20 protein-coding genes and 2 other annotated features are annotated in these 19,631 nt (G+C 38.9%); all 20 genes read left to right on the forward strand.

The window, feature by feature from the left end:
• The first annotated feature begins 9 nt into the window (after positions 1–9).
• The 20 genes from radA to rpoB all read left to right on the forward strand — a co-directional run bounded on the left by radA (position 10) and on the right by rpoB (position 19,490).
• Complete coding sequence (radA, locus tag ACEVFT_RS23850; protein ID WP_342442032.1) at positions 10–1,386, forward strand: DNA repair protein RadA; 1,377 nt, start codon at positions 10–12, stop codon at positions 1,384–1,386.
• 284 nt (positions 1,387–1,670) lie between these two features.
• A complete protein-coding gene (locus ACEVFT_RS23855; RefSeq protein ID WP_205446181.1) occupies positions 1,671–2,756 on the forward strand; it encodes a PIN/TRAM domain-containing protein in 1,086 nt (361 codons plus the stop codon).
• Positions 2,757–2,767: 11 nt separating this feature from the next.
• Entirely contained in the window at positions 2,768–3,463 is a 696-nt protein-coding gene (gene ispD / locus ACEVFT_RS23860) for a 2-C-methyl-D-erythritol 4-phosphate cytidylyltransferase (protein WP_205446180.1), read from the forward strand.
• 293 nt (positions 3,464–3,756) lie between these two features.
• A complete protein-coding gene (epsC, locus tag ACEVFT_RS23865) occupies positions 3,757–4,698 on the forward strand; it encodes a serine O-acetyltransferase EpsC (protein ID WP_205446179.1) in 942 nt (313 codons plus the stop codon).
• A 141-nt stretch (positions 4,699–4,839) separates the two neighbouring features.
• Positions 4,840–5,316 carry a 2-C-methyl-D-erythritol 2,4-cyclodiphosphate synthase gene (ispF, locus tag ACEVFT_RS23870; RefSeq protein WP_205446178.1) on the forward strand — a complete coding sequence of 159 codons (477 nt, stop codon included), beginning with the start codon at positions 4,840–4,842 and terminating at the stop codon, positions 5,314–5,316.
• A gap of 91 nt (positions 5,317–5,407) precedes the next feature.
• Complete coding sequence (gltX, locus tag ACEVFT_RS23875) at positions 5,408–6,868, forward strand: glutamate--tRNA ligase (RefSeq protein WP_393951514.1); 1,461 nt, start codon at positions 5,408–5,410, stop codon at positions 6,866–6,868.
• A gap of 50 nt (positions 6,869–6,918) precedes the next feature.
• Positions 6,919–7,136 (forward strand) — a binding site (T-box leader).
• Positions 7,137–7,196: 60 nt separating this feature from the next.
• Positions 7,197–8,597, forward strand: coding sequence for a cysteine--tRNA ligase (gene cysS, locus ACEVFT_RS23880; protein WP_342533604.1), 1,401 nt, complete (start codon positions 7,197–7,199; stop codon positions 8,595–8,597).
• Positions 8,582–9,022 carry a Mini-ribonuclease 3 gene (locus ACEVFT_RS23885; RefSeq protein ID WP_393951515.1) on the forward strand — a complete coding sequence of 147 codons (441 nt, stop codon included), beginning with the start codon at positions 8,582–8,584 and terminating at the stop codon, positions 9,020–9,022. The genes cysS and ACEVFT_RS23885 overlap by 16 nt, the downstream gene beginning before the upstream one ends.
• Positions 9,022–9,774, forward strand: a complete 753-nt coding sequence (gene rlmB, locus ACEVFT_RS23890) for a 23S rRNA (guanosine(2251)-2'-O)-methyltransferase RlmB (RefSeq protein WP_342442028.1) — start codon at positions 9,022–9,024, stop codon at positions 9,772–9,774. The genes ACEVFT_RS23885 and rlmB overlap by 1 nt, the downstream gene beginning before the upstream one ends.
• A gap of 2 nt (positions 9,775–9,776) precedes the next feature.
• Positions 9,777–10,289, forward strand: a complete 513-nt coding sequence (locus ACEVFT_RS23895; protein WP_205446173.1) for an NYN domain-containing protein — start codon at positions 9,777–9,779, stop codon at positions 10,287–10,289.
• Positions 10,290–10,357: 68 nt separating this feature from the next.
• Entirely contained in the window at positions 10,358–11,005 is a 648-nt protein-coding gene (gene sigH / locus ACEVFT_RS23900; RefSeq protein WP_004233587.1) for an RNA polymerase sporulation sigma factor SigH, read from the forward strand.
• 87 nt (positions 11,006–11,092) lie between these two features.
• A complete protein-coding gene (gene rpmG / locus ACEVFT_RS23905; protein ID WP_004233588.1) occupies positions 11,093–11,239 on the forward strand; it encodes a 50S ribosomal protein L33 in 147 nt (48 codons plus the stop codon).
• A 48-nt stretch (positions 11,240–11,287) separates the two neighbouring features.
• On the forward strand, positions 11,288–11,473 hold the full coding sequence (secE, locus tag ACEVFT_RS23910; RefSeq protein WP_205446172.1) for a preprotein translocase subunit SecE: 186 nt from the start codon (positions 11,288–11,290) through the stop codon (positions 11,471–11,473).
• A 352-nt stretch (positions 11,474–11,825) separates the two neighbouring features.
• On the forward strand, positions 11,826–12,359 hold the full coding sequence (nusG, locus tag ACEVFT_RS23915; RefSeq protein ID WP_004233590.1) for a transcription termination/antitermination protein NusG: 534 nt from the start codon (positions 11,826–11,828) through the stop codon (positions 12,357–12,359).
• 229 nt (positions 12,360–12,588) lie between these two features.
• Positions 12,589–13,014, forward strand: coding sequence for a 50S ribosomal protein L11 (rplK, locus tag ACEVFT_RS23920; protein ID WP_004233593.1), 426 nt, complete (start codon positions 12,589–12,591; stop codon positions 13,012–13,014).
• A 116-nt stretch (positions 13,015–13,130) separates the two neighbouring features.
• Entirely contained in the window at positions 13,131–13,829 is a 699-nt protein-coding gene (gene rplA, locus ACEVFT_RS23925) for a 50S ribosomal protein L1 (RefSeq protein WP_205446171.1), read from the forward strand.
• A gap of 53 nt (positions 13,830–13,882) precedes the next feature.
• Positions 13,883–14,028: a sequence feature (ribosomal protein L10 leader region), on the forward strand.
• A gap of 32 nt (positions 14,029–14,060) precedes the next feature.
• Positions 14,061–14,561: a 50S ribosomal protein L10 gene (rplJ, locus tag ACEVFT_RS23930; protein ID WP_103119000.1), complete on the forward strand. Its 501-nt coding sequence runs from the start codon at positions 14,061–14,063 to the stop codon at positions 14,559–14,561.
• 72 nt (positions 14,562–14,633) lie between these two features.
• The gene (rplL, locus tag ACEVFT_RS23935) at positions 14,634–14,993 is read left to right on the forward strand and encodes a 50S ribosomal protein L7/L12 (protein WP_205446170.1); all 360 of its coding nucleotides are present in this window, start codon (positions 14,634–14,636) and stop codon (positions 14,991–14,993) included.
• Between the two features lie 76 nt (positions 14,994–15,069).
• Complete coding sequence (locus tag ACEVFT_RS23940; RefSeq protein ID WP_205446169.1) at positions 15,070–15,672, forward strand: class I SAM-dependent methyltransferase; 603 nt, start codon at positions 15,070–15,072, stop codon at positions 15,670–15,672.
• Between the two features lie 242 nt (positions 15,673–15,914).
• Positions 15,915–19,490 (forward strand): DNA-directed RNA polymerase subunit beta, encoded by a 3,576-nt coding sequence (rpoB, locus tag ACEVFT_RS23945; RefSeq protein ID WP_205446168.1) that lies wholly within the window; start codon positions 15,915–15,917, stop codon positions 19,488–19,490.
• Positions 19,491–19,631: the final 141 nt, after the last annotated feature.

Consider the following 19,631-nt stretch of genomic DNA (forward strand, 5'->3'; position numbering starts at 1 on the left):
GAAAGCAATTTGGCAAAGAAAAAAACGAAATTTGTATGTTCAGGCTGTGGCTATGAATCAGCAAAATGGATGGGAAGATGTCCTGGATGTGGTGAGTGGAATAAAATGGTCGAAGAAGTGGAGATGGTTGCTAAAGGTCCACGTGGAGCATTTCAACATTCTGCTACAGTTACCCAAAAGGCAATTCCGATTATCCAGGTTGAAGCTACTGAGGAATCCCGTGTAGCGACGGAAATGGGCGAACTCAATCGCGTATTGGGTGGTGGTATTGTGCCTGGTTCTCTAGTATTAATTGGGGGCGATCCTGGGATAGGAAAATCAACATTACTATTACAAGTTTCCGCATTACTTTCGAATAAAGGGCATCGCGTACTTTATATTTCTGGAGAGGAATCCATTCGTCAAACTAAATTACGAGCAGAGCGTTTAGGGGTGATTTCTCAAGAGCTTTACATATACTCCGAAACGAACCTAGAGTTTTTAAACCAAACCATTGATGAAGTCAAACCTAAGTTTGTCATTGTCGATTCCATTCAAACGGTCTTTCATCCAGAAGTAACAAGCGCACCAGGTAGTGTATCACAGGTTCGTGAATGTACAGCAGAGCTTATGCGAATCGCTAAAACAAAAGGCATTGCTATTTTTCTAGTAGGGCATGTAACAAAAGAGGGGCAAATTGCTGGGCCTCGTATTTTAGAGCATATGGTTGATACTGTACTGTATTTTGAAGGGGAAAGACATCATAATCATCGTATTTTACGGAGCCAAAAAAACCGCTTTGGCTCTACAAATGAAATTGCCATATTTGAGATGCTTCAAGGAGGTTTAAAGGAAGTTCTAAACCCTTCAGAGTTATTTTTACAGGAGCGTTCACAGGGTGCAGCGGGTTCAACTATTGTTGCATCAATGGAGGGGACAAGACCAATTCTTGTGGAAATTCAATCCTTAGTTACACCTACAAGCTTTAACTATCCTAAACGTATGGCAACGGGTGTCGATCAAAACAGAGTACAATTGCTAATGGCTGTACTGGAAAAGCGTATGGGCCTCATGCTACAAGCTCAGGACGCATATATTAAAGTTGCTGGTGGTGTCAAATTGGATGAGCCAGCAATAGATTTAGCGGTGTTGACGAGCATTGTATCTAGTTTTAAGGATCAGGCAGTGCGTGCAACCGATTGTTTTATTGGTGAGGTAGGGCTGACAGGTGAAGTCCGCCGAGTGTCACGTATAGAGCAGCGAGTCATTGAAGCAGCGAAGCTTGGATTTAAAAGAGCTTTCATTCCAGCTTCGAATATTGGGGGCTGGGAATTTCCACAGGGAATTGAAATTGTTGGCGTAGAGACGATAAAAGATGCATTAAATGCTTGTTTTAGAGAGTTGTAAAAGAAAGTGTGCATGTTGGATATCATTCTGACATGCATTTTCCTTCATTTTTGAAGATCATATCGGAAACTCAAATAAAGGAATAATCGTCCTAAATAATAGCTGATGAAGGGATAAAGGATTGTCATTTTATACGTACTAAAATAGAAGTTTGTAAAATTATGTCTAACTGACCTATTCTTGTTTCACAACATCAAAAATAATGAGATTTTGACTGAGCTCATGAAAGATTTTCTACCGTAAACTATGTATAATCTTAACTAACAATTAGGAGGTGACAGCTTGTGAAAAAATTTGTTCAAATTGCGTTTTTACTGATTGGAGGAGCATTGGGCCTTGTTTTCTTACCGCCATTATACGAATTGCTTCATTTATCATCTAATCCTTGGCTAGATAATCCTTATGTATCAGTAGCTCTAGGCGCACTTTTACTGTTTACACTATCTTTTGCATTTTCCGATTACTTTGTAAGGCTCATTAGCTGGATGGAAGAAGTGCTGTTTAAGGTTCCTATCGGAGATTTATTATTTGGTACGTTTGGTTTAATAATTGGGTTGATTGTCGCTTACTTTTTAGGCTTTGCCATTGATAGTGTACCATTCCCTGTTATTACGGAAGTACTTCCAATTATCCTGTCATTTGTATTAGGGTATTTAGGGTTCCGTCTAGGTTTTAGAAAAAGAGATGAGCTCATACAGCTTTTTACATTACGTAGTACCAATACGAAGAAAAAAGCTGCTGAAGGTGCTGAACTTCAAGAAGTTCGTGGGAGCTACAAATTGCTAGATACAAGTGTTATTATCGACGGTCGTATTGCTGATATTTCTGAAACAGGTTTCATCGAAGGCGTTCTAGTTGTACCCCAATTTGTGCTCACTGAGCTTCAGCATATAGCTGATTCTTCCGATACATTAAAGCGCACAAGAGGTCGGCGTGGTTTAGATATTTTAAAAAAATTACAAGATGAGCGTAAGACAAAAGTTGAAATTACGGACGAGGATTTTGAAGATGTACAAGAGGTAGATTTAAAGCTTGTACGTCTTGCGAAAAAAATGGGTAACGACACACAAATTGTTACGAATGATTTTAACCTGAATAAAGTCTGTGAGCTCCATCATGTAAAAGTATTAAATATTAATGATTTAGCGAATGCAGTGAAGCCTGTGGTCATACCAGGTGAAGATATGCAGGTTGTGGTTATAAAGGATGGCAAAGAGCATAATCAGGGAGTTGCCTATTTAGATGATGGAACGATGATTGTTGTTGAAGGTGGTCGTAGTTATATCGGACAGGCAATTACAGTTACAGTTACTAGTGTGCTGCAAACATCAGCAGGTCGTATGATATTTGCTAAGCCGAAGGACGATTAGGATGTGGGAAAATGCAATATGAAGTAGTTCTACCTGCAGCAGGAAGTGGGAAGCGTATGGGTGCAGGGCAAAATAAATTATTTTTAAAACTTTTGGAGAAACCTATTCTGATACACACGCTAGAAGTGTTTCAACAAGATCCCTCCTGCACAGGTATTTGGCTTGCCGTTAAACCAGAAGAACGTGCATATATTCAAAAGCTGCTAGAGCAGTTTGAGATTACGAAAGTGAAGGGTTTACCTGATGGGGGGGCTGAGCGTCAGCATTCAGTTCATTCATGCATGAAAGAGATGCAACAGGTAGATATTGTGCTTGTCCATGATGCAGCACGTCCGTTTATTACGCATGATATCATTGCAAAGCTTGTACAGAACGCGCATGATCACGGTGCAGCCATTGCAGGGGTTCGTGCGAAAGACACGATGAAAAAAGTATCAACGAATGGCATTATTGAGGAAACGGTTGATCGCGAAAGCCTATGGATGGTACAAACACCACAAGCATTCCGCTTTGAGTTAATTATGGAAGCGGAGGACGTAGCTGAAAAAGTAGGTTTTCTTGGGACAGATGAGGCGATGCTAATGGAGCGTCTTGGACACCAAGTACACATCGTAGAAAGTAGTTATGAAAATGTAAAAATGACGACACAAGAAGATCTAGTATTTGGTGAGGCAATCTTGCGTAAGCGTGAATCGTTCAATCTTTAAGAAATATTATTTATATAGGCTATTCATTCGAAAGTGTTGAGGATGAATAGTCTTTTTATATGTTGTGATTCGTAAAATTACATCTTTGTTTCGAAATATGTCAATTCATATAAGTACGATAATGATATACGGATAGTCGAATGAGAAACGGAGGCGTGGGAAGTGGACGAAAGTTGGTAGTGGCTTAAATAAATTGGGTTTTATCCATGTGATCGTCTTACGTGTAATGAAATAGTGGATATATGTTTAATAAGGTAATAGAATAGATGAAAAAGATGTGAGGGGTGTTTATTGTGTCATTAAATGAATGGTTAAATCAAAAGGTTCCCGAAATTACAGGTTCATTAACAAGTATAAATAAACAGTACATCGACGTTGACAACTCAATAGGCTTTGATGGACGGGATCGGGTTATAAAAATAATAGATAATTTCCATGAGGTGCTGTTTCCTGGCATTTATACGAAAAGACCTATTGATGAAACAAGAGTGAACGTAGTTTGCAGTAATAAGCTGCGAGAAACAGCAATAGATTTACGGGATATTATCGAAAAAGTATTGTTTTATAATATGGAGGACAGTGATCCTGCCAATTGCGAGAAGTATTGCCGTGAACAAGCAGACAAAATTGTTATGAATTTGATTAATCGGTTTCCTGCCATTCGTCAAGTGTTACAAACAGATATTCAAGCGGCATATAATGGTGACCCAGCAGCTCTATCCACAGAGGAAATTTTGCTAAGCTATCCATCTATTGTGGCTGTTTATATTCACCGAATCGCACATGAGCTATATGAGATGGGCGTACAAATTGTACCTCGTATTATGTCAGAATACGCACATCGATTAACGGGTATCGATATTCATCCGGGGGCTACCATAGGAGAATCATTCTTTATTGACCACGGAACAGGGGTCGTCATCGGTGAAACTTGTACTATTGGAAAGAATGTGAAAATTTATCAAGGTGTAACATTAGGTGCACTAAGCTTCCCGTTAGATGAAAACGGTAATCCGATTAAGGGCATTAAGCGTCATCCGAATATTGCTGACAATGTTGTCATTTATGCTGGTGCTACGATTTTAGGGGGCGAGACGACGATTGGGCACGATTCCGTCTTAGGGAGTAATATTTGGCTAACACATTCTGTTCCCCCTTATTCACGTGTTTACAATTCACAGCCATCACCGAATATTAGCAACAGTCAAATGAAAAATATAGAGTATCATATTTAAAAAATGTTGGGCAGTCTAGGGAGTATAACTTTCTAAACTGCCCATTACTGCTAGAGAAGGATAATTATTAAAGCGCTTTTCAAACACCCTTTGGCAAACTTTGATATGATAATGATAAATATTAATTAAAGGAAGATGAATATGTTTCGAATTGGACAAGGTTTTGACGTACATGCATTTGAAGAAGGGCGTCCATTAATTATTGGTGGCATTACAATTCCGCATGAAAAAGGATTAGTAGGACATTCTGATGCGGATGTTCTTTTACACACTGTCACAGATGCAGCTCTAGGAGCAATTGGAGAAGGGGATATTGGCCGTCATTTTCCAGATACAGACCCTGCATTTAAGGACGCAGATTCAGCAAAATTATTAGAGTACATTTGGAAAATTGTTGAGGATAAGGGTTATGCTCTAGGTAATGTGGATTGTACCATTATGGCACAACGTCCTAAAATGGCACCCTATATTGGACAGATGCAACAGCGCATTGCTGAATTATTACACGCAGAGCCTTCACAAGTAAATGTTAAGGCAACAACAACCGAACGATTAGGCTTTACAGGTCGCGAGGAAGGTATAGCGGCAATGGCCACGATTCTTTTGATTAAGAAATAAATGTGGATGAACTCCGCTTTTATTTCCTGTAACAGAGTGGTAAAATGAACAAAGTCAATTTTTTGATCGAAAATTTAGGAGGCTTTTAATTATGACGAAAGAAGTTCGCGTTCGTTACGCGCCATCTCCAACAGGTTTTTTACATATCGGTGGAGCGCGTACAGCATTATTCAATTATTTATATGCAAAACATCATAACGGTAAATTCATTGTACGTATTGAAGATACGGATATTGAACGTAATGTAGAGGGCGGAGAAGCATCTCAGCTAGATAACCTAAAATGGTTAGGTATTGAATATGATGAGTCCATTGATATTGGTGGACCTTATGCGCCTTATCGTCAAATGGAACGTCTTGATATTTATAAAGAGCACGCTGAAAAACTATTAGAGCAAGGTGTAGCCTACAAGTGTTTCTGTTCCTCTGAAAAACTTGAAGCATCTCGTGAAGAACAAAAAGCAAGAGGTGTAGCAGCTCCAACTTATGATGGTACATGCCGCCACCTATCAGCAGATGAAGTCGCAGCGAAAGAAGCGGCGGGTGAGCCATATACAATCCGTATGCGCATTCCAGAAAATGTAACATATGAATTTGAGGACTTAGTTCGTGGACAAGTTACATTTGAGTCTAAAGATATTGGTGATTGGGTACTTGTAAAAGCAAATGGTATTCCAACATACAACTATGCAGTTGTTTTAGACGATCACTTTATGGAAATCTCTCACGTTTTCCGTGGTGAAGAGCATTTATCGAATACACCAAAGCAAATGATGATCTTTGATGCATTTGGTTGGGAATATCCACGCTTTGGTCATATGACATTAATTATTAACGAAAACCGTAAAAAGCTATCTAAGCGTGATGAATCGATTATTCAATTTGTTACGCAATATAAGGATTTAGGCTATCTTCCTGAAGCAATGTTCAACTTCTTTGCATTACTTGGTTGGTCTCCAGAAGGGGAAGAAGAGATTTTCTCAAAAGAAGAATTTATTAAAATCTTTGATGAAAAACGTCTTTCTAATTCACCGTCTATGTTCGATAAGCAAAAACTAACATGGATGAATAATCAATATATTAAAAAACTATCTTTAGAAGAAGTGGTCGCACTATCTTTACCTCACTTACAAAAAGCAGGCTTATTACCTGAAGAACTTACTGCAGAGCAACATGCATGGGCGACGGATTTAATTGCACTTTATCATGACCAAATGAGCTTTGGTGCAGAGATTGTCGAATTATCTAGCCTATTCTTTAACGAGCATATTGAATATGATGAAGAAGCAAAAGAGGTTTTAGCAGGAGAGCAAGTACCTGAAGTAATGGCAGCGTTTAAAGCGCAATTGGAGGAACTAGAAGAGTTTACACCGGATGCGGTAAAAGCTGCGATTAAAGCTGTACAAAAGACAACTGGCCATAAAGGTAAAAATCTGTTTATGCCAATCCGTGTTGTGACAACAGGTGAAACACATGGACCAGAGTTGCCAAACGCCATTTGTTTAATTGGTAAAGAGAAAGCAATTGACCGTGTAGAAAAATTTGCGCAATAAAGAGAAATTTATTGACAATTTATTCTTTCGTTGTAAAATGTATTTACATTGAAAAAGCGTTGATAAGGAGAAGTAAGTAGCGCATGCTCTTAAGAGAGGACCATCATCGGCTGAAAGTGGTCTGAGCCTAGGCAAAACTGAAATGCACCTTTGAGCATAAGGCTGAACGATAGTAGGCTTTATCGAGTCGTCCCCGTTAAAGGATGTCCAAAGTGGAAGGATTTTTCCTTCAATCAGAGTGGAACCACGCAAATCAAGCGTCTCTGTCATTCCTTTTAGGAGTGATAGGGGCGCTTTTTTATTCATCAGAAAAGGAGAGTGAAATACAATGGGTATTCAAATTTTTAACTCATTAACAAGACAAAAAGAAACCTTCGTCCCGCTAGAAGAAGGTAAGGTGAAAATGTATGTCTGCGGTCCAACTGTTTATAACTATATCCATATTGGGAACTCACGTCCTGTAATTGTTTATGATACAGTACGTCGTTATTTTCAATATAAAGGCTATGATGTAAAGTTTGTGTCCAATTTTACGGATGTAGACGATAAAATTATTAAAGCAGCAAATGAGTTAGGTGAAGAAGTGCATGAATTAACAGAGCGCTTTATTGCAGCCTATTTTGAGGATGTTATGGCACTAGGATGCAAAAAAGCAGATGTTCATCCACGTGTGACAGAGCATATGGACGATATCATTCAATTTATTCAAGTGTTAATCGATAAGGGCTACGCTTATGAGTCTGCTGGAGATGTGTATTATCGTACTCGTAAATTTGATGGCTATGGTAAACTATCGCACCAATCAGTTGACGATTTAAAAATCGGTGCTCGTATTGAAGCAGGCGAGAAAAAAGATGATGCATTAGATTTTGCTTTATGGAAAGCGGCTAAGCCAGGTGAAATTTTCTGGGAAAGCCCATGGGGAGATGGCCGTCCAGGTTGGCACATTGAGTGTTCTGTAATGGCTCGTGAACATTTAGGAGATACTATTGATATTCATGCTGGTGGGCAGGATTTAACTTTCCCACATCACGAAAATGAAATTGCCCAATCAGAAGCACACAATAATAAGACATTTGCTCGTTATTGGATGCATAACGGGTATATTAATATAGATAATGAAAAGATGTCCAAATCTCTTGGGAATTTCATTCTTGTGAATGATATTCGTAAACAAATTGACCCGCAGATACTACGTTTCTTTATGTTATCTGTCCATTATCGCCATCCAATTAACTTTGCGAAGGATTTAGTAGAAGCTGCTGCTGCAGGTTTAGAGCGCATTCGTACAGCTTACAACAACGTGAAACATCGCCTTACGACTACAGTAAGCTTAGGTGACCATTCAGAAGAATGGCTTAGCAAAATTGCGGAACAAAAAGCACAGTTTGAAGAGGCAATGGATGATGACTTTAATACAGCCAATGCGATTTCTGTATTATTTGAAATAGCTCGTATTGCTAATATTTACTTAAATGAAGCCAATACGTGCAAGAAGGTATTAGAAACCTTTATTGAAACTTTTGAAGTACTAGGTGACGTCCTAGGTATTGAATTCGCAAAAGAAGAAGAACTATTAGACGAAGAAATTGAAGCATTGCTACAAGAGCGCGTGGAGGCACGTAAAAATCGTGATTTTGCTCGTTCTGATGAGATCCGTGACCATTTGCAAGCCCAAGGTATCATTTTAGAAGATACACGACAAGGAACTAGATGGAAACGAGGGTAATTAAGTTGGATAAACTTCGCAATGAAGATGTTAAACAATTAAATGCGCTGGCGTTAGCCTATATGGGTGATGCTGTATTGGAACAAAAAATCCGAGAATATTTGTTACGCTCTGGTCGTGTTAAACCTAATACACTTCATCGAGAGGCAACTCGCTACGTATCAGCAAAAGCGCAATCTATGATTGTTCATCGCATGATGGATGAAAATTATTTAACAGAGGAGGAATTGGCTGTGTTCCGCCGTGGACGCAATGCCAAATCCGGCTCTGTACCAAAAAATACTGATGTCCAAACCTATCGTAATAGCTCAGGCTTTGAGGCGGTGCTTGGTAGTTTATATTTATTAAATGAACTAGAACGCCTCTACGAAATCATTGCATATGCTATTCAAATAATCGAGGAATCAAAAGGAGTGTCTAAATAATGGCAGAACAAAATGGTGAAATTATTGCCGGTAAAAACCCAGTGTTAGAAGCACTTCGTTCAGGCCGCGATATGAATAAAGTATGGATTGCAGAAGGAGTAAAAAAATCGGGTGTCAATGAACTGCTAGATTTAGCCCGAGAACGTGGTGTTATAGTTCAATTTGTCCCAAAAAAGAAAGTTGATCAATTATCAAGTGCCAATCACCAAGGAATCGTTGCTTCTGTTGCCGCATATGAGTATGCTGAACTTGAGGACTTATTTGCAGCAGCAGCTAATAAACAGGAAGATCCTTTTTTCTTAATCCTAGATGAGTTAGAGGACCCTCATAATCTAGGGTCTATTATGAGAACAGCTGATGCTATAGGAGCACATGGTATAATTATTCCTAAGCGTCGATCAGTGAGTTTAACAGCAGTAGTGGCAAAGGCATCTACAGGTGCGATTGAACATGTTCCCGTTGTACGTGTAAACAATCTTGCTCAAACAATCGATGAATTAAAAGAACGCGGCGTGTGGATTGCGGGTACAGATGCGAAGGGGTCTGCAGATTATCGAAAGATGGATGCAACATTACCATTAGCCATCATTATTGGCAGCGAGGGCAAGGGAATGGGTCGTTTATTAAAAGAAAAATGCGATTTTTTATATCACCTACCAATGGTTGGGCATGTCACATCACTGAACGCATCAGTAGCAGCGGCTCTTTTAATGTACGAAGTGTATCGTAAACGTCAAGAAGCGATTGAATAACAATGAAAAACATTTTGCTTGTTGATGGCTATAATATGATTGGATCTTGGAAAGAGCTGCGGCCATTGCGTGATACGAATTTTGAAGATGCGCGAAGAAGGTTGATAGAACTCATGGCTGAATATAAAGCGGCAATGGGTTGGCGCGTAATTATTGTTTTTGACGCACACCTTGTACCAGGAGTAGAGCAATCTTATATAGAAAATGATGTAGAAGTCATTTATACACGAAAAAATGAAACAGCAGATGAACGTATTGAAAAAATGACGCATGAATTAAAGGCTAGAAATGTACAGATTCATGTAGCAACCTCTGATATGGCAGAGCAAAGTGTTATATTTGGGAATGGCGCTCTTAGGAAATCGGCTAGAGAGCTAGAAATTGATACAAGTATTATCCAACATAAAATTACGCATGATGTGAAGCGAAAACAAGAAAGTAAGCCACCTTCTCGTATAGAATTAAAGCCAGATGTTGCGCTCGCCTTTGAAAAATGGCGACGAGGGATGAAATGATTGATTGACGCATATTTTCCAATTCCGTTATACTGATTCTAATTATCTGTTGTGGCTGAGGTGATACCATGTTTAAAAATAGCATTGTACAAGTGACACAAGATTTTGAACGATTCAATGATGAAGAGCTTATTGAAATGGTGCATCAAGGTAATACAGATGCGTTGGATTATTTAATTACGAAATACCGTTTGTTAGTAAGAGCGAAGGCAAGATCCTATTTCTTAATTGGAGCAGATAAGGAAGACATTGTACAGGAAGGCATGATAGGCTTATATAAAGCGATTCGTGATTTTAAAGGAGATAAGCTTGCATCTTTCAGGGCTTTTGCAGAGCTATGTATTACAAGGCAGATCATCACGGCCATTAAAACAGCAACTAGGCAAAAGCATATACCTCTAAATTCCTATATCTCTTTGGACAAGCCTATATTCGACGAAGAGTCAGACCGAACGCTTATGGATGTGCTAACAGGTGCTATTATGGATGATCCAGAAGAATTGATGATTCATAGAGAAGAGTTTGGATATTTAGAAGAAAAGATGAGTGAGATTTTAAGTGAATTAGAGCTACAAGTTTTAGCCTTATATCTAGACGGTCAGTCTTATCATGAAATTTCCGCTAAATTAAATCGTCATGTGAAATCTATTGATAATGCATTGCAGCGGGTAAAGCGCAAATTAGAACGTCATTTAGTGCTTGAGGAAATGTCTTAGTCTGTCTTAGTCCGTATAGGCCTTTATTGACATTGACAAATATAGGTGTTAGTCTTAAAAAGACAAAGTGCCGAAAAAGGTGATTATATGGCAAAAAAAGTCGTGCTAAATTGCGAGAAATGTGGTTCGAGAAATTACACGTTCCCAGCTAAAGAAGGCTCAACTGTACGTCTCGAATTAAAGAAATTTTGCTCGCATTGCAATGAACATACAATGCATAAACAAACGCTATAAAATGATATGTAAATAGACAGATTTGATTGATTCGGAGGTTAAGCTAGAATGGGCAAGATCAAAGGCTTTTTCAGCGATGTAATGTCGGAAATGCGCAAAACAAGCTGGCCGAAAAGTAAAGAACTGACGAAATATACAGTCGTTGTAATTTCAACTGTTGTCATTATGGCTTTATTTTTTGTGTTAGTTGACTTAGGTATTTCATCATTATTCCGCTGGTACTTAGATTTATAATTTAGTAAATAGCATATTTTTGAAATAGCCCGTCCATTGCAATAACGGGTTTTTTCGTTTGTTTTATCTTCATTCAGCAGAAAACGCCATCTAATGGATCGATGAAGTGGGTGGAGTGAAGAGCAGAGCAGTAAATCTCCTCATTATGATAAATACTACTAGGAGAGTATGATAGTAGCGATAGATGACTATGCTAGTTTCGGTATATATCATCGAGCTTTCGCAAGCAATTAGCGAAAGCTATATTTTTCTAATGAGATGTTTGTGAAAAGAGTAAAAATGCATTGAGCTTATCGCGATTCATTTTCACTTTTATTTGTAAGGGAGGGACGGACGAGAAGTCCTAGTAGTTATGGAGAAAAATTGGTATGTTGTTCATACGTATTCAGGGTATGAAAACCGTGTAAAAGCAAACCTAGAGAAACGTGTAGAAACAATGGGAATGCAAGATAAAATCTTCCGTGTGATTGTTCCTGAGCATGAAGAAACAGAAATGAAAGATGGGAAAAAACGTACAATGATGCGTAAAGTTTTCCCTGGTTATGTGTTAGTAGAGTTAATCATGACAGATGACTCTTGGTATGTAGTTCGAAATACGCCTGGTGTTACGGGCTTTATCGGTTCGTCTGGTGGAGGAGCAAAACCAACACCTTTATTACCAGAAGAAGCGGATCGTCTACTGCAACAAATGGGTATGACTGATAAAGTTGTAGAAGTGGATATTACTGTTGGTGAAGCAGTGGAAGTATTAGAAGGGCCGTTTGCTCATTTCCAAGGGCGTGTTGAAGAAATTGACACAGAAAAAGGCAAAATAAAAGTGACGGTTGATATGTTTGGACGCGAAACAATTATGGAACTAGATTTCGAACAAGTTCAAAAGTTATAGTTCTAACAATAGAATGTTACATGCTAATTGGTAGATGTTTCGCAGATTTTGTTAATTACTACTTGCTTAAAAAAATTAAAAGTGGTATCATTTCATAGGTCAGACTGTCATACTTTTGTTTGACGTCTGTAATGATAATTTTAATGTTATCGGCAATTAGCTGACAGACAGATATTGAGTGGGAGGGGCAACCCAATTACCACATCACGGACTTAAGGAGGTGTGTCTCGTGGCTAAAAAAGTTATTAAAGTTGTAAAACTTCAAATCCCTGCTGGTAAAGCTAACCCAGCTCCACCGGTTGGTCCTGCATTAGGTCAAGCGGGTGTGAACATCATGGGATTCTGTAAAGAATTCAATGCGCGTACTGCTGATCAAGCTGGTCTTATTATTCCAGTTGAAATTTCAGTATTCGAAGATCGTTCTTTCACTTTCATTACAAAAACTCCACCTGCAGCAGTTCTACTTAAAGTAGCAGCTGGTATCCAATCTGGATCTGGTGAACCAAACCGTAAAAAAGTGGCAACGGTTAAACGTGATAAAGTTCGCGAAATCGCTGAAACTAAAATGCCAGACCTTAACGCTGCTTCAGTGGAAGCTGCTATGTTAATGGTTGAAGGTACTGCACGAAGCATGGGTATTGTTATCGAAGACTAATCCCATTTACTTGATGTTTTGTTTTTTGGAAGGTTGCGAAGTTTCTTTGTGAACACGCAACCTTTATTCGTGGGAGGTAAAATCCGCTATAACCACAATCAAGGAGGAAATATATAATGGCTAAAAAAGGTAAAAAACTGCAAGATGCAGTAAAGTTAATTGATCGTAACTCACTATACAATGCACAAGAAGCAATCGAACTTGCTCAAAAAACTAGCACAGTAAACTTCGACGCTACTGTAGAAGTTGCTTTTCGCTTAGGTATTGATACTCGTAAAAACGACCAACAAATCCGTGGTGCAGTAGTGCTACCAAACGGTACTGGTAAAACTCAACGCGTATTAGTATTCGCAAAAGGTGAAAAACTTAAAGAAGCTGAAGCAGCTGGTGCTGACTATGTAGGCGATGCAGAATACATCCAAAAAATCCAACAAGGTTGGTTTGACTTTGATGTAATCGTAGCAACTCCTGACATGATGGGCGAAGTTGGTAAACTTGGTCGTGTATTAGGACCTAAAGGTTTAATGCCAAACCCTAAAACTGGTACAGTTACTTTTGATGTAACAAAAGCTATCGAAGAAATCAAAGCTGGTAAAGTAGAATACCGTGCTGATAAAGCTGGTATTATCCACGCTCCTATCGGTAAAGTTTCTTTCTCAGCAGAAAAATTAGTAGAAAACTTCTTAGCTGTTTTTGACGTAGTGCAAAAAGCAAAACCTGCTGCAGCTAAAGGTACTTACATGAAATCTGTAAATATTACAACTACAATGGGTCCAGCTATTAAAGTTGACGCTTCTAACGTAGTAGTAAAATAATTTATATATATGTATTGACGATAGTGGCTATACGTGATACTATAGTTGCTGTTGTGAATTATCCATTTGTACCGTAGACAGTAGGAGTGACTTGTCACTTAATGTTCCTACCGAGGACATCGGAATTCAGATTCTTATTTAAAGATGATGACTTTCAGCCTCTGTGTCTATTTGACTCGGAGGCTTTTCTTTTGTCGGTATAAATGACCCATTCTAATAGGAGGTGTCATCATGAGCAAAGCAATCGAAAACAAACAAGTACAAGTTCAAGAGATTACTGAAAAATTCCAAGGCGCTGCTTCTGTAGTAGTTGTGGATTACCGTGGTCTTAATGTTGCACAAGTAACTGAGCTTCGTAAACAACTTCGTGAAGCTGGCGTTGAGTTCAAAGTTTACAAAAACACTTTAACTCGTCGTGCTGCTGAAGCTGCTGGCCTTGAAGGAATCAACGAAGTATTAGTTGGTCCTAACGCAATTGCGTTCTCAAATGAAGATGTTGTAGCTCCTGCTAAAATCATCAATGAGTTCGCTAAGAAAAACGAAGCTTTAGAAATTAAAGCGGGTATTATTGAAGGTACTATCTCTTCTGTTGAAGATGTTAAAGCACTTGCAGAACTTCCATCACGCGAAGGTCTACTTTCTATGCTTTTATCTGTACTTCAAGCTCCAGTGCGTAACTTCGCACTTGCAACAAAAGCTGTTGCAGAACAAAAAGAAGAACAAGGCGCGTAATTTAATACGCACTAAAACTTCTGCGGCATGACCGCAAAAAATAAAACATTATCCAATTAGGAGGAAATTATAATGAATAAAGAGCAAATCTTAGAAGCTATCAAAGCTATGACAGTTCTTGAATTAAACGATTTAGTAAAAGCTATCGAAGAAGAATTCGGTGTAACAGCTGCTGCTCCAGTAGCAGTAGTTGCTGGCGGTGCTGCTGCAGCTGAAGAAAAAACAGAATTTGACGTAGTATTAGCATCTGCTGGTGCAGAAAAAATCAAAGTAATCAAAGTGGTTCGTGAAATCACTGGTTTAGGTCTTAAAGAAGCTAAAGAAGTAGTAGATAACGCTCCTAAAGCTCTTAAAGAAGGCGTTTCTAAAGATGAAGCTGAAGCAATCAAAGTTAAACTTGAAGAAGTTGGCGCATCTGTAGAAGTTAAGTAATCTCGCGTTACTTTTTAACAAAAGGAAAGCTCGTCATTTTGGCGAGCTTTTTTCTTCATTCTGAGGAGGCGTGAAAATGTCAGATCACTATTATACAAGTAAGCCTCAAACTGAAAGTAAACCACGTCACTGGACATTCAAGTTACTAGGGCATACGTTTTCATTTGAAACGGATGCAGGTGTATTTAGTAAAAGCGAAGTAGATTTTGGATCCCGTGTTTTAATAGACGCTTTTCAAATGCCTGATATTGATGGTGCGATTTTTGATGTAGGTTGTGGATATGGGCCGATAGGGTTATCGATTGCCAAAACTAATCCAGATCGTACCGTTTTTATGATGGATATAAATGAACGTGCAGTTGCGCTTTCGCAAAAAAATGCGCAAGTGAACGGTGTTCAAAATGTGCGAATATTTGTGAGTGACGGCCTATCGATGGTTGATAAAGATGTAGAAGCAGCAGCTATCTTAACGAATCCACCAATTCGTGCGGGGAAGGAAACGATTTTCCGCTTTTACGATGGAGCTTACGATCGGCTAGTGTCTTCGGGTGAGCTTTGGATAGTCATTCAGAAGAAACAAGGAGCGCCATCGACAGTAAGTTACTTGGAAGAAAAGTTTTCAGAAGTCGATATTGTAGAAAAGAAAAAAGGGTACTGGATAGTACGCGCAAAAAAATAAATGAAATATGTATAATTTATTGACTTGACAAATCGGCTATGATAATATGATACAATGCAAAAATATTATTTTGAGGTCGTATGCCCTTTTTGTATAGAAATGTTTTAATATGGGTATACTTGCCAAGATAAGTTTAGTTAACCGAAAATGAGATCTTTTTGAAGACTCGTTTTCTTTTTGTCTTTCGAAATCATACACTATTTGTATGAATTTGCAAAGACCTAATATCGCTTTATTGAGGGGTGAATGAGTTGACAGGTCAACTAGTTCAGTACGGACAACACCGCCAGCGTAGAAGCTTTGCGCGTATTAAAGAGGTGCTTGAGCTTCCAAATCTGATTGAGATTCAAACGGCGTCTTACGAGTGGTTCCTTGAAGAAGGTTTACGTGAAATGTTCCGTGACATTTCGCCGATCGAGGACTTTACAGGTAATCTTTCATTAGAATTCATCGATTATTCATTAGGTGATCCTAAATATGATGTTGATGAATGTAAAGAGCGAGATGTTACTTACGCAGCTCCATTACGTGTGAAAGTACGTCTTTACAACAAAGAAACAGACGAAGTGAAAGAACAAGATGTCTTCATGGGTGATTTCCCGTTAATGACAGAAACAGGTACGTTCATTATCAACGGTGCTGAACGTGTTATCGTTTCACAATTAGTTCGTTCACCAAGTGTGTATTTCCATGATAAAACTGATAAAAACGGTAAAAAAGGTTTTGGAGCTACAGTAATTCCAAACCGCGGTGCTTGGCTAGAGTATGAAACTGATGCCAAAGACGTAGTTTATGTGCGAATTGATCGTACTCGTAAGCTACCAGTAACAGTGTTACTACGTGCGTTAGGTTTCGGTTCAGACCAAGAAATTATCGATATTATCGGTGATAACGAGTATTTACGTAATACGTTAGAAAAAGATAACTCTGAAAGTACAGAAAAAGCACTTTTAGAAATCTACGAACGTTTACGTCCAGGTGAGCCACCAACAGTAGAAAGTGCGAAAAGTTTATTATACTCTCGTTTCTTCGATGCAAAACGTTATGATTTAGCGAATGTTGGTCGCTACAAAATGAATAAAAAGCTTCACATTAAAAATCGTTTATTCAATCAAACGATTGCTGAAACGCTTGTAGATCCAGAAACAGGCGAAATTTTAGTAGAAAAAGGTACTGTACTAGATCGTCGTACTTTAGATAAAATCCTACCTTACCTAGAAGATTCATCAAAAGGTATTGGTTATCGCACTTTATCACAAGTCGGTGGAGTGCTTGAAGATGATGTAACCATCCAATCTATTAAGATTTATGCTCCAAAAGATGAAGCGCAAAAAGAAATTAATATCATTGGTAATGCGTACATTGATGAAGAAGTGAAGAATATTACTCCTGCTGATGTTTTATCTTCAGTAAGTTATTTCTTCAACTTACTTTACCAAGTAGGAGCAACAGATGATATTGACCATTTAGGTAACCGTCGCCTACGTTCTGTTGGTGAGTTACTACAAAACCAATTCCGTATTGGTTTGTCTCGTATGGAACGTGTAGTACGTGAGCGTATGTCAATTAACGACACAGCTGCAATCGTACCACAACAATTAATCAATATCCGTCCAGTGATTGCGTCAATTAAAGAGTTTTTCGGAAGCTCTCAATTATCACAATTCATGGACCAAACAAACCCATTAGCAGAGTTAACGCATAAACGTCGTTTATCTGCATTAGGTCCTGGTGGTTTAACGCGTGAGCGTGCTGGTTTCGAAGTACGTGACGTTCACTATTCTCACTATGGTCGTATGTGTCCAATCGAGACACCAGAGGGTCCAAACATTGGTTTAATCAACTCATTATCTTCATTTGCCAAAGTAAATAAATTTGGTTTCATTGAGACACCTTATCGTCGTATTGATCACGAAACAGGTCGAGTAACTGAACAAATTGATTATTTAACAGCTGATGAAGAAGATAACTACTATGTAGCACAAGCAAATTCATCGTTAAATCCAGATGGTACTTTTGCTAATGATGAAGTTGTAGGTCGTTTCCGTGGGGATAACACTGTATTCAATAAAGCGCAAATGGACTACATGGATGTATCGCCTAAACAAGTAGTCTCTGCAGCGACTGCATGTATCCCGTTCTTAGAAAACGATGACTCGAACCGTGCACTTATGGGTGCCAACATGCAACGTCAAGCAGTTCCACTTCTTAACCCAGAAGCACCATTCGTTGGTACTGGTATGGAACATGTTGATGCGCGTGATTCAGGTGCAGCTGTAGTAGCGAAGTATGATGGTATTGTTGAGCATGTTGAAGCTCGTTCTATCCATGTTCGCCGCATTGAAGTTGTAGACGGCAAAGAGGTTAAAGGCGATTTAACAAAATATAAATTACAAAAGTTCATTCGTTCAAACCAAGGTACTTCATATAACCAACGTCCACTTGTAAAAGTTGGCGAACGTGTGAAGCCTCGTGATATATTAGCAGATGGTCCATCAATGGAAAAAGGCGAACTAGCTCTTGGACGTAACGTATTGGTTGCATTCATGACTTGGAACGGTTTTAACTATGAGGATGCTGTTATTATGAGTGAGCGCCTTGTAAAAGACGATGTCTATACATCTGTTCATATTGAAGAATATGAATCAGAGTCTCGTGATACAAAGCTTGGGCCTGAAGAAATCACTCGTGATATTCCTAACGTTGGGGAAGATGCACTTCGTAACCTAGACGAACGTGGAATCATCCGCATTGGTGCGGAAGTACGTGACGGTGATATTCTTGTAGGGAAAGTAACACCTAAAGGGGTTACAGAATTAACTGCTGAAGAGCGTTTATTACATGCAATCTTCGGTGAAAAGGCTCGTGAGGTTCGTGATACATCATTACGTGTACCACATGGTGCTGGCGGTATCATTCTTGATGTGAAAGTATTTAACCGTGAAGATGGCGATGAATTACCACCAGGTGTTAACCAATTAGTTCGTGCTTACATTGTTCAAAAACGTAAAATACGTGTTGGGGACAAAATGGCCGGACGTCATGGTAACAAAGGGGTTATCTCTCGTATCTTACCGGAAGAAGATATGCCGTTCATGCCAGATGGCACGCCTGTTGATATCATGTTAAATCCACTTGGTGTACCTTCTCGTATGAATATCGGACAAGTTTTAGAGTTACACTTAGGTATGGCTTCTCGCTACCTAGGCGTTCATATGGCAACACCAGTATTTGATGGAGCTAATGAAGAAGACGTTTGGGAAACAATGGAAGAAGCAGGGATGAACCGTGATGGTAAAACAATCCTGTATGATGGACGTTCTGGTGAACCATTTGATAACCGTGTATCTGTTGGGATCATGTACATGATCAAACTTGCTCACATGGTTGATGATAAACTTCACGCGCGTTCAACTGGCCCTTACTCACTTGTTACGCAACAACCACTTGGTGGTAAAGCGCAATTTGGTGGACAACGTTTTGGTGAGATGGAGGTATGGGCACTTGAAGCATACGGTGCTGCATATACACTTCAAGAAATCCTAACGGTTAAATCCGATGACGTTGTTGGTCGTGTGAAAACATATGAAGCCATCGTTAAAGGTGAAAGTGTACCAGAGCCAGGTGTTCCTGAGTCATTCAAAGTATTGATTAAAGAACTTCAATCTCTTGGTATGGATGTTAAGATGTTAACAGTTAATGATGAAGAAGTAGAGCTTCGCGATTTAGACGAAGAAGAAGATCTTCAACCAGCTGATGCACTTAACATTGCACCACAGCCAGATACAGAAGAAGAGCCAGTAGAGTCTTTTGAATAATGGAAACCCAAATTCACAATCGTGAATAAGGTCAAACTTATTTTTCAAATTAGCCGGGCAGGATTTAACGCCCTGCCTGGCTTTTTCTTTTAATAAATCATTCTATTTCTAATCCTTTGCCAAAGAAACAATACTTTGCAA

This window comes from Lysinibacillus sp. PWR01 (assembly GCF_043359455.1).
Lineage (GTDB): Bacteria > Bacillota > Bacilli > Bacillales_A > Planococcaceae > Lysinibacillus > Lysinibacillus fusiformis_F.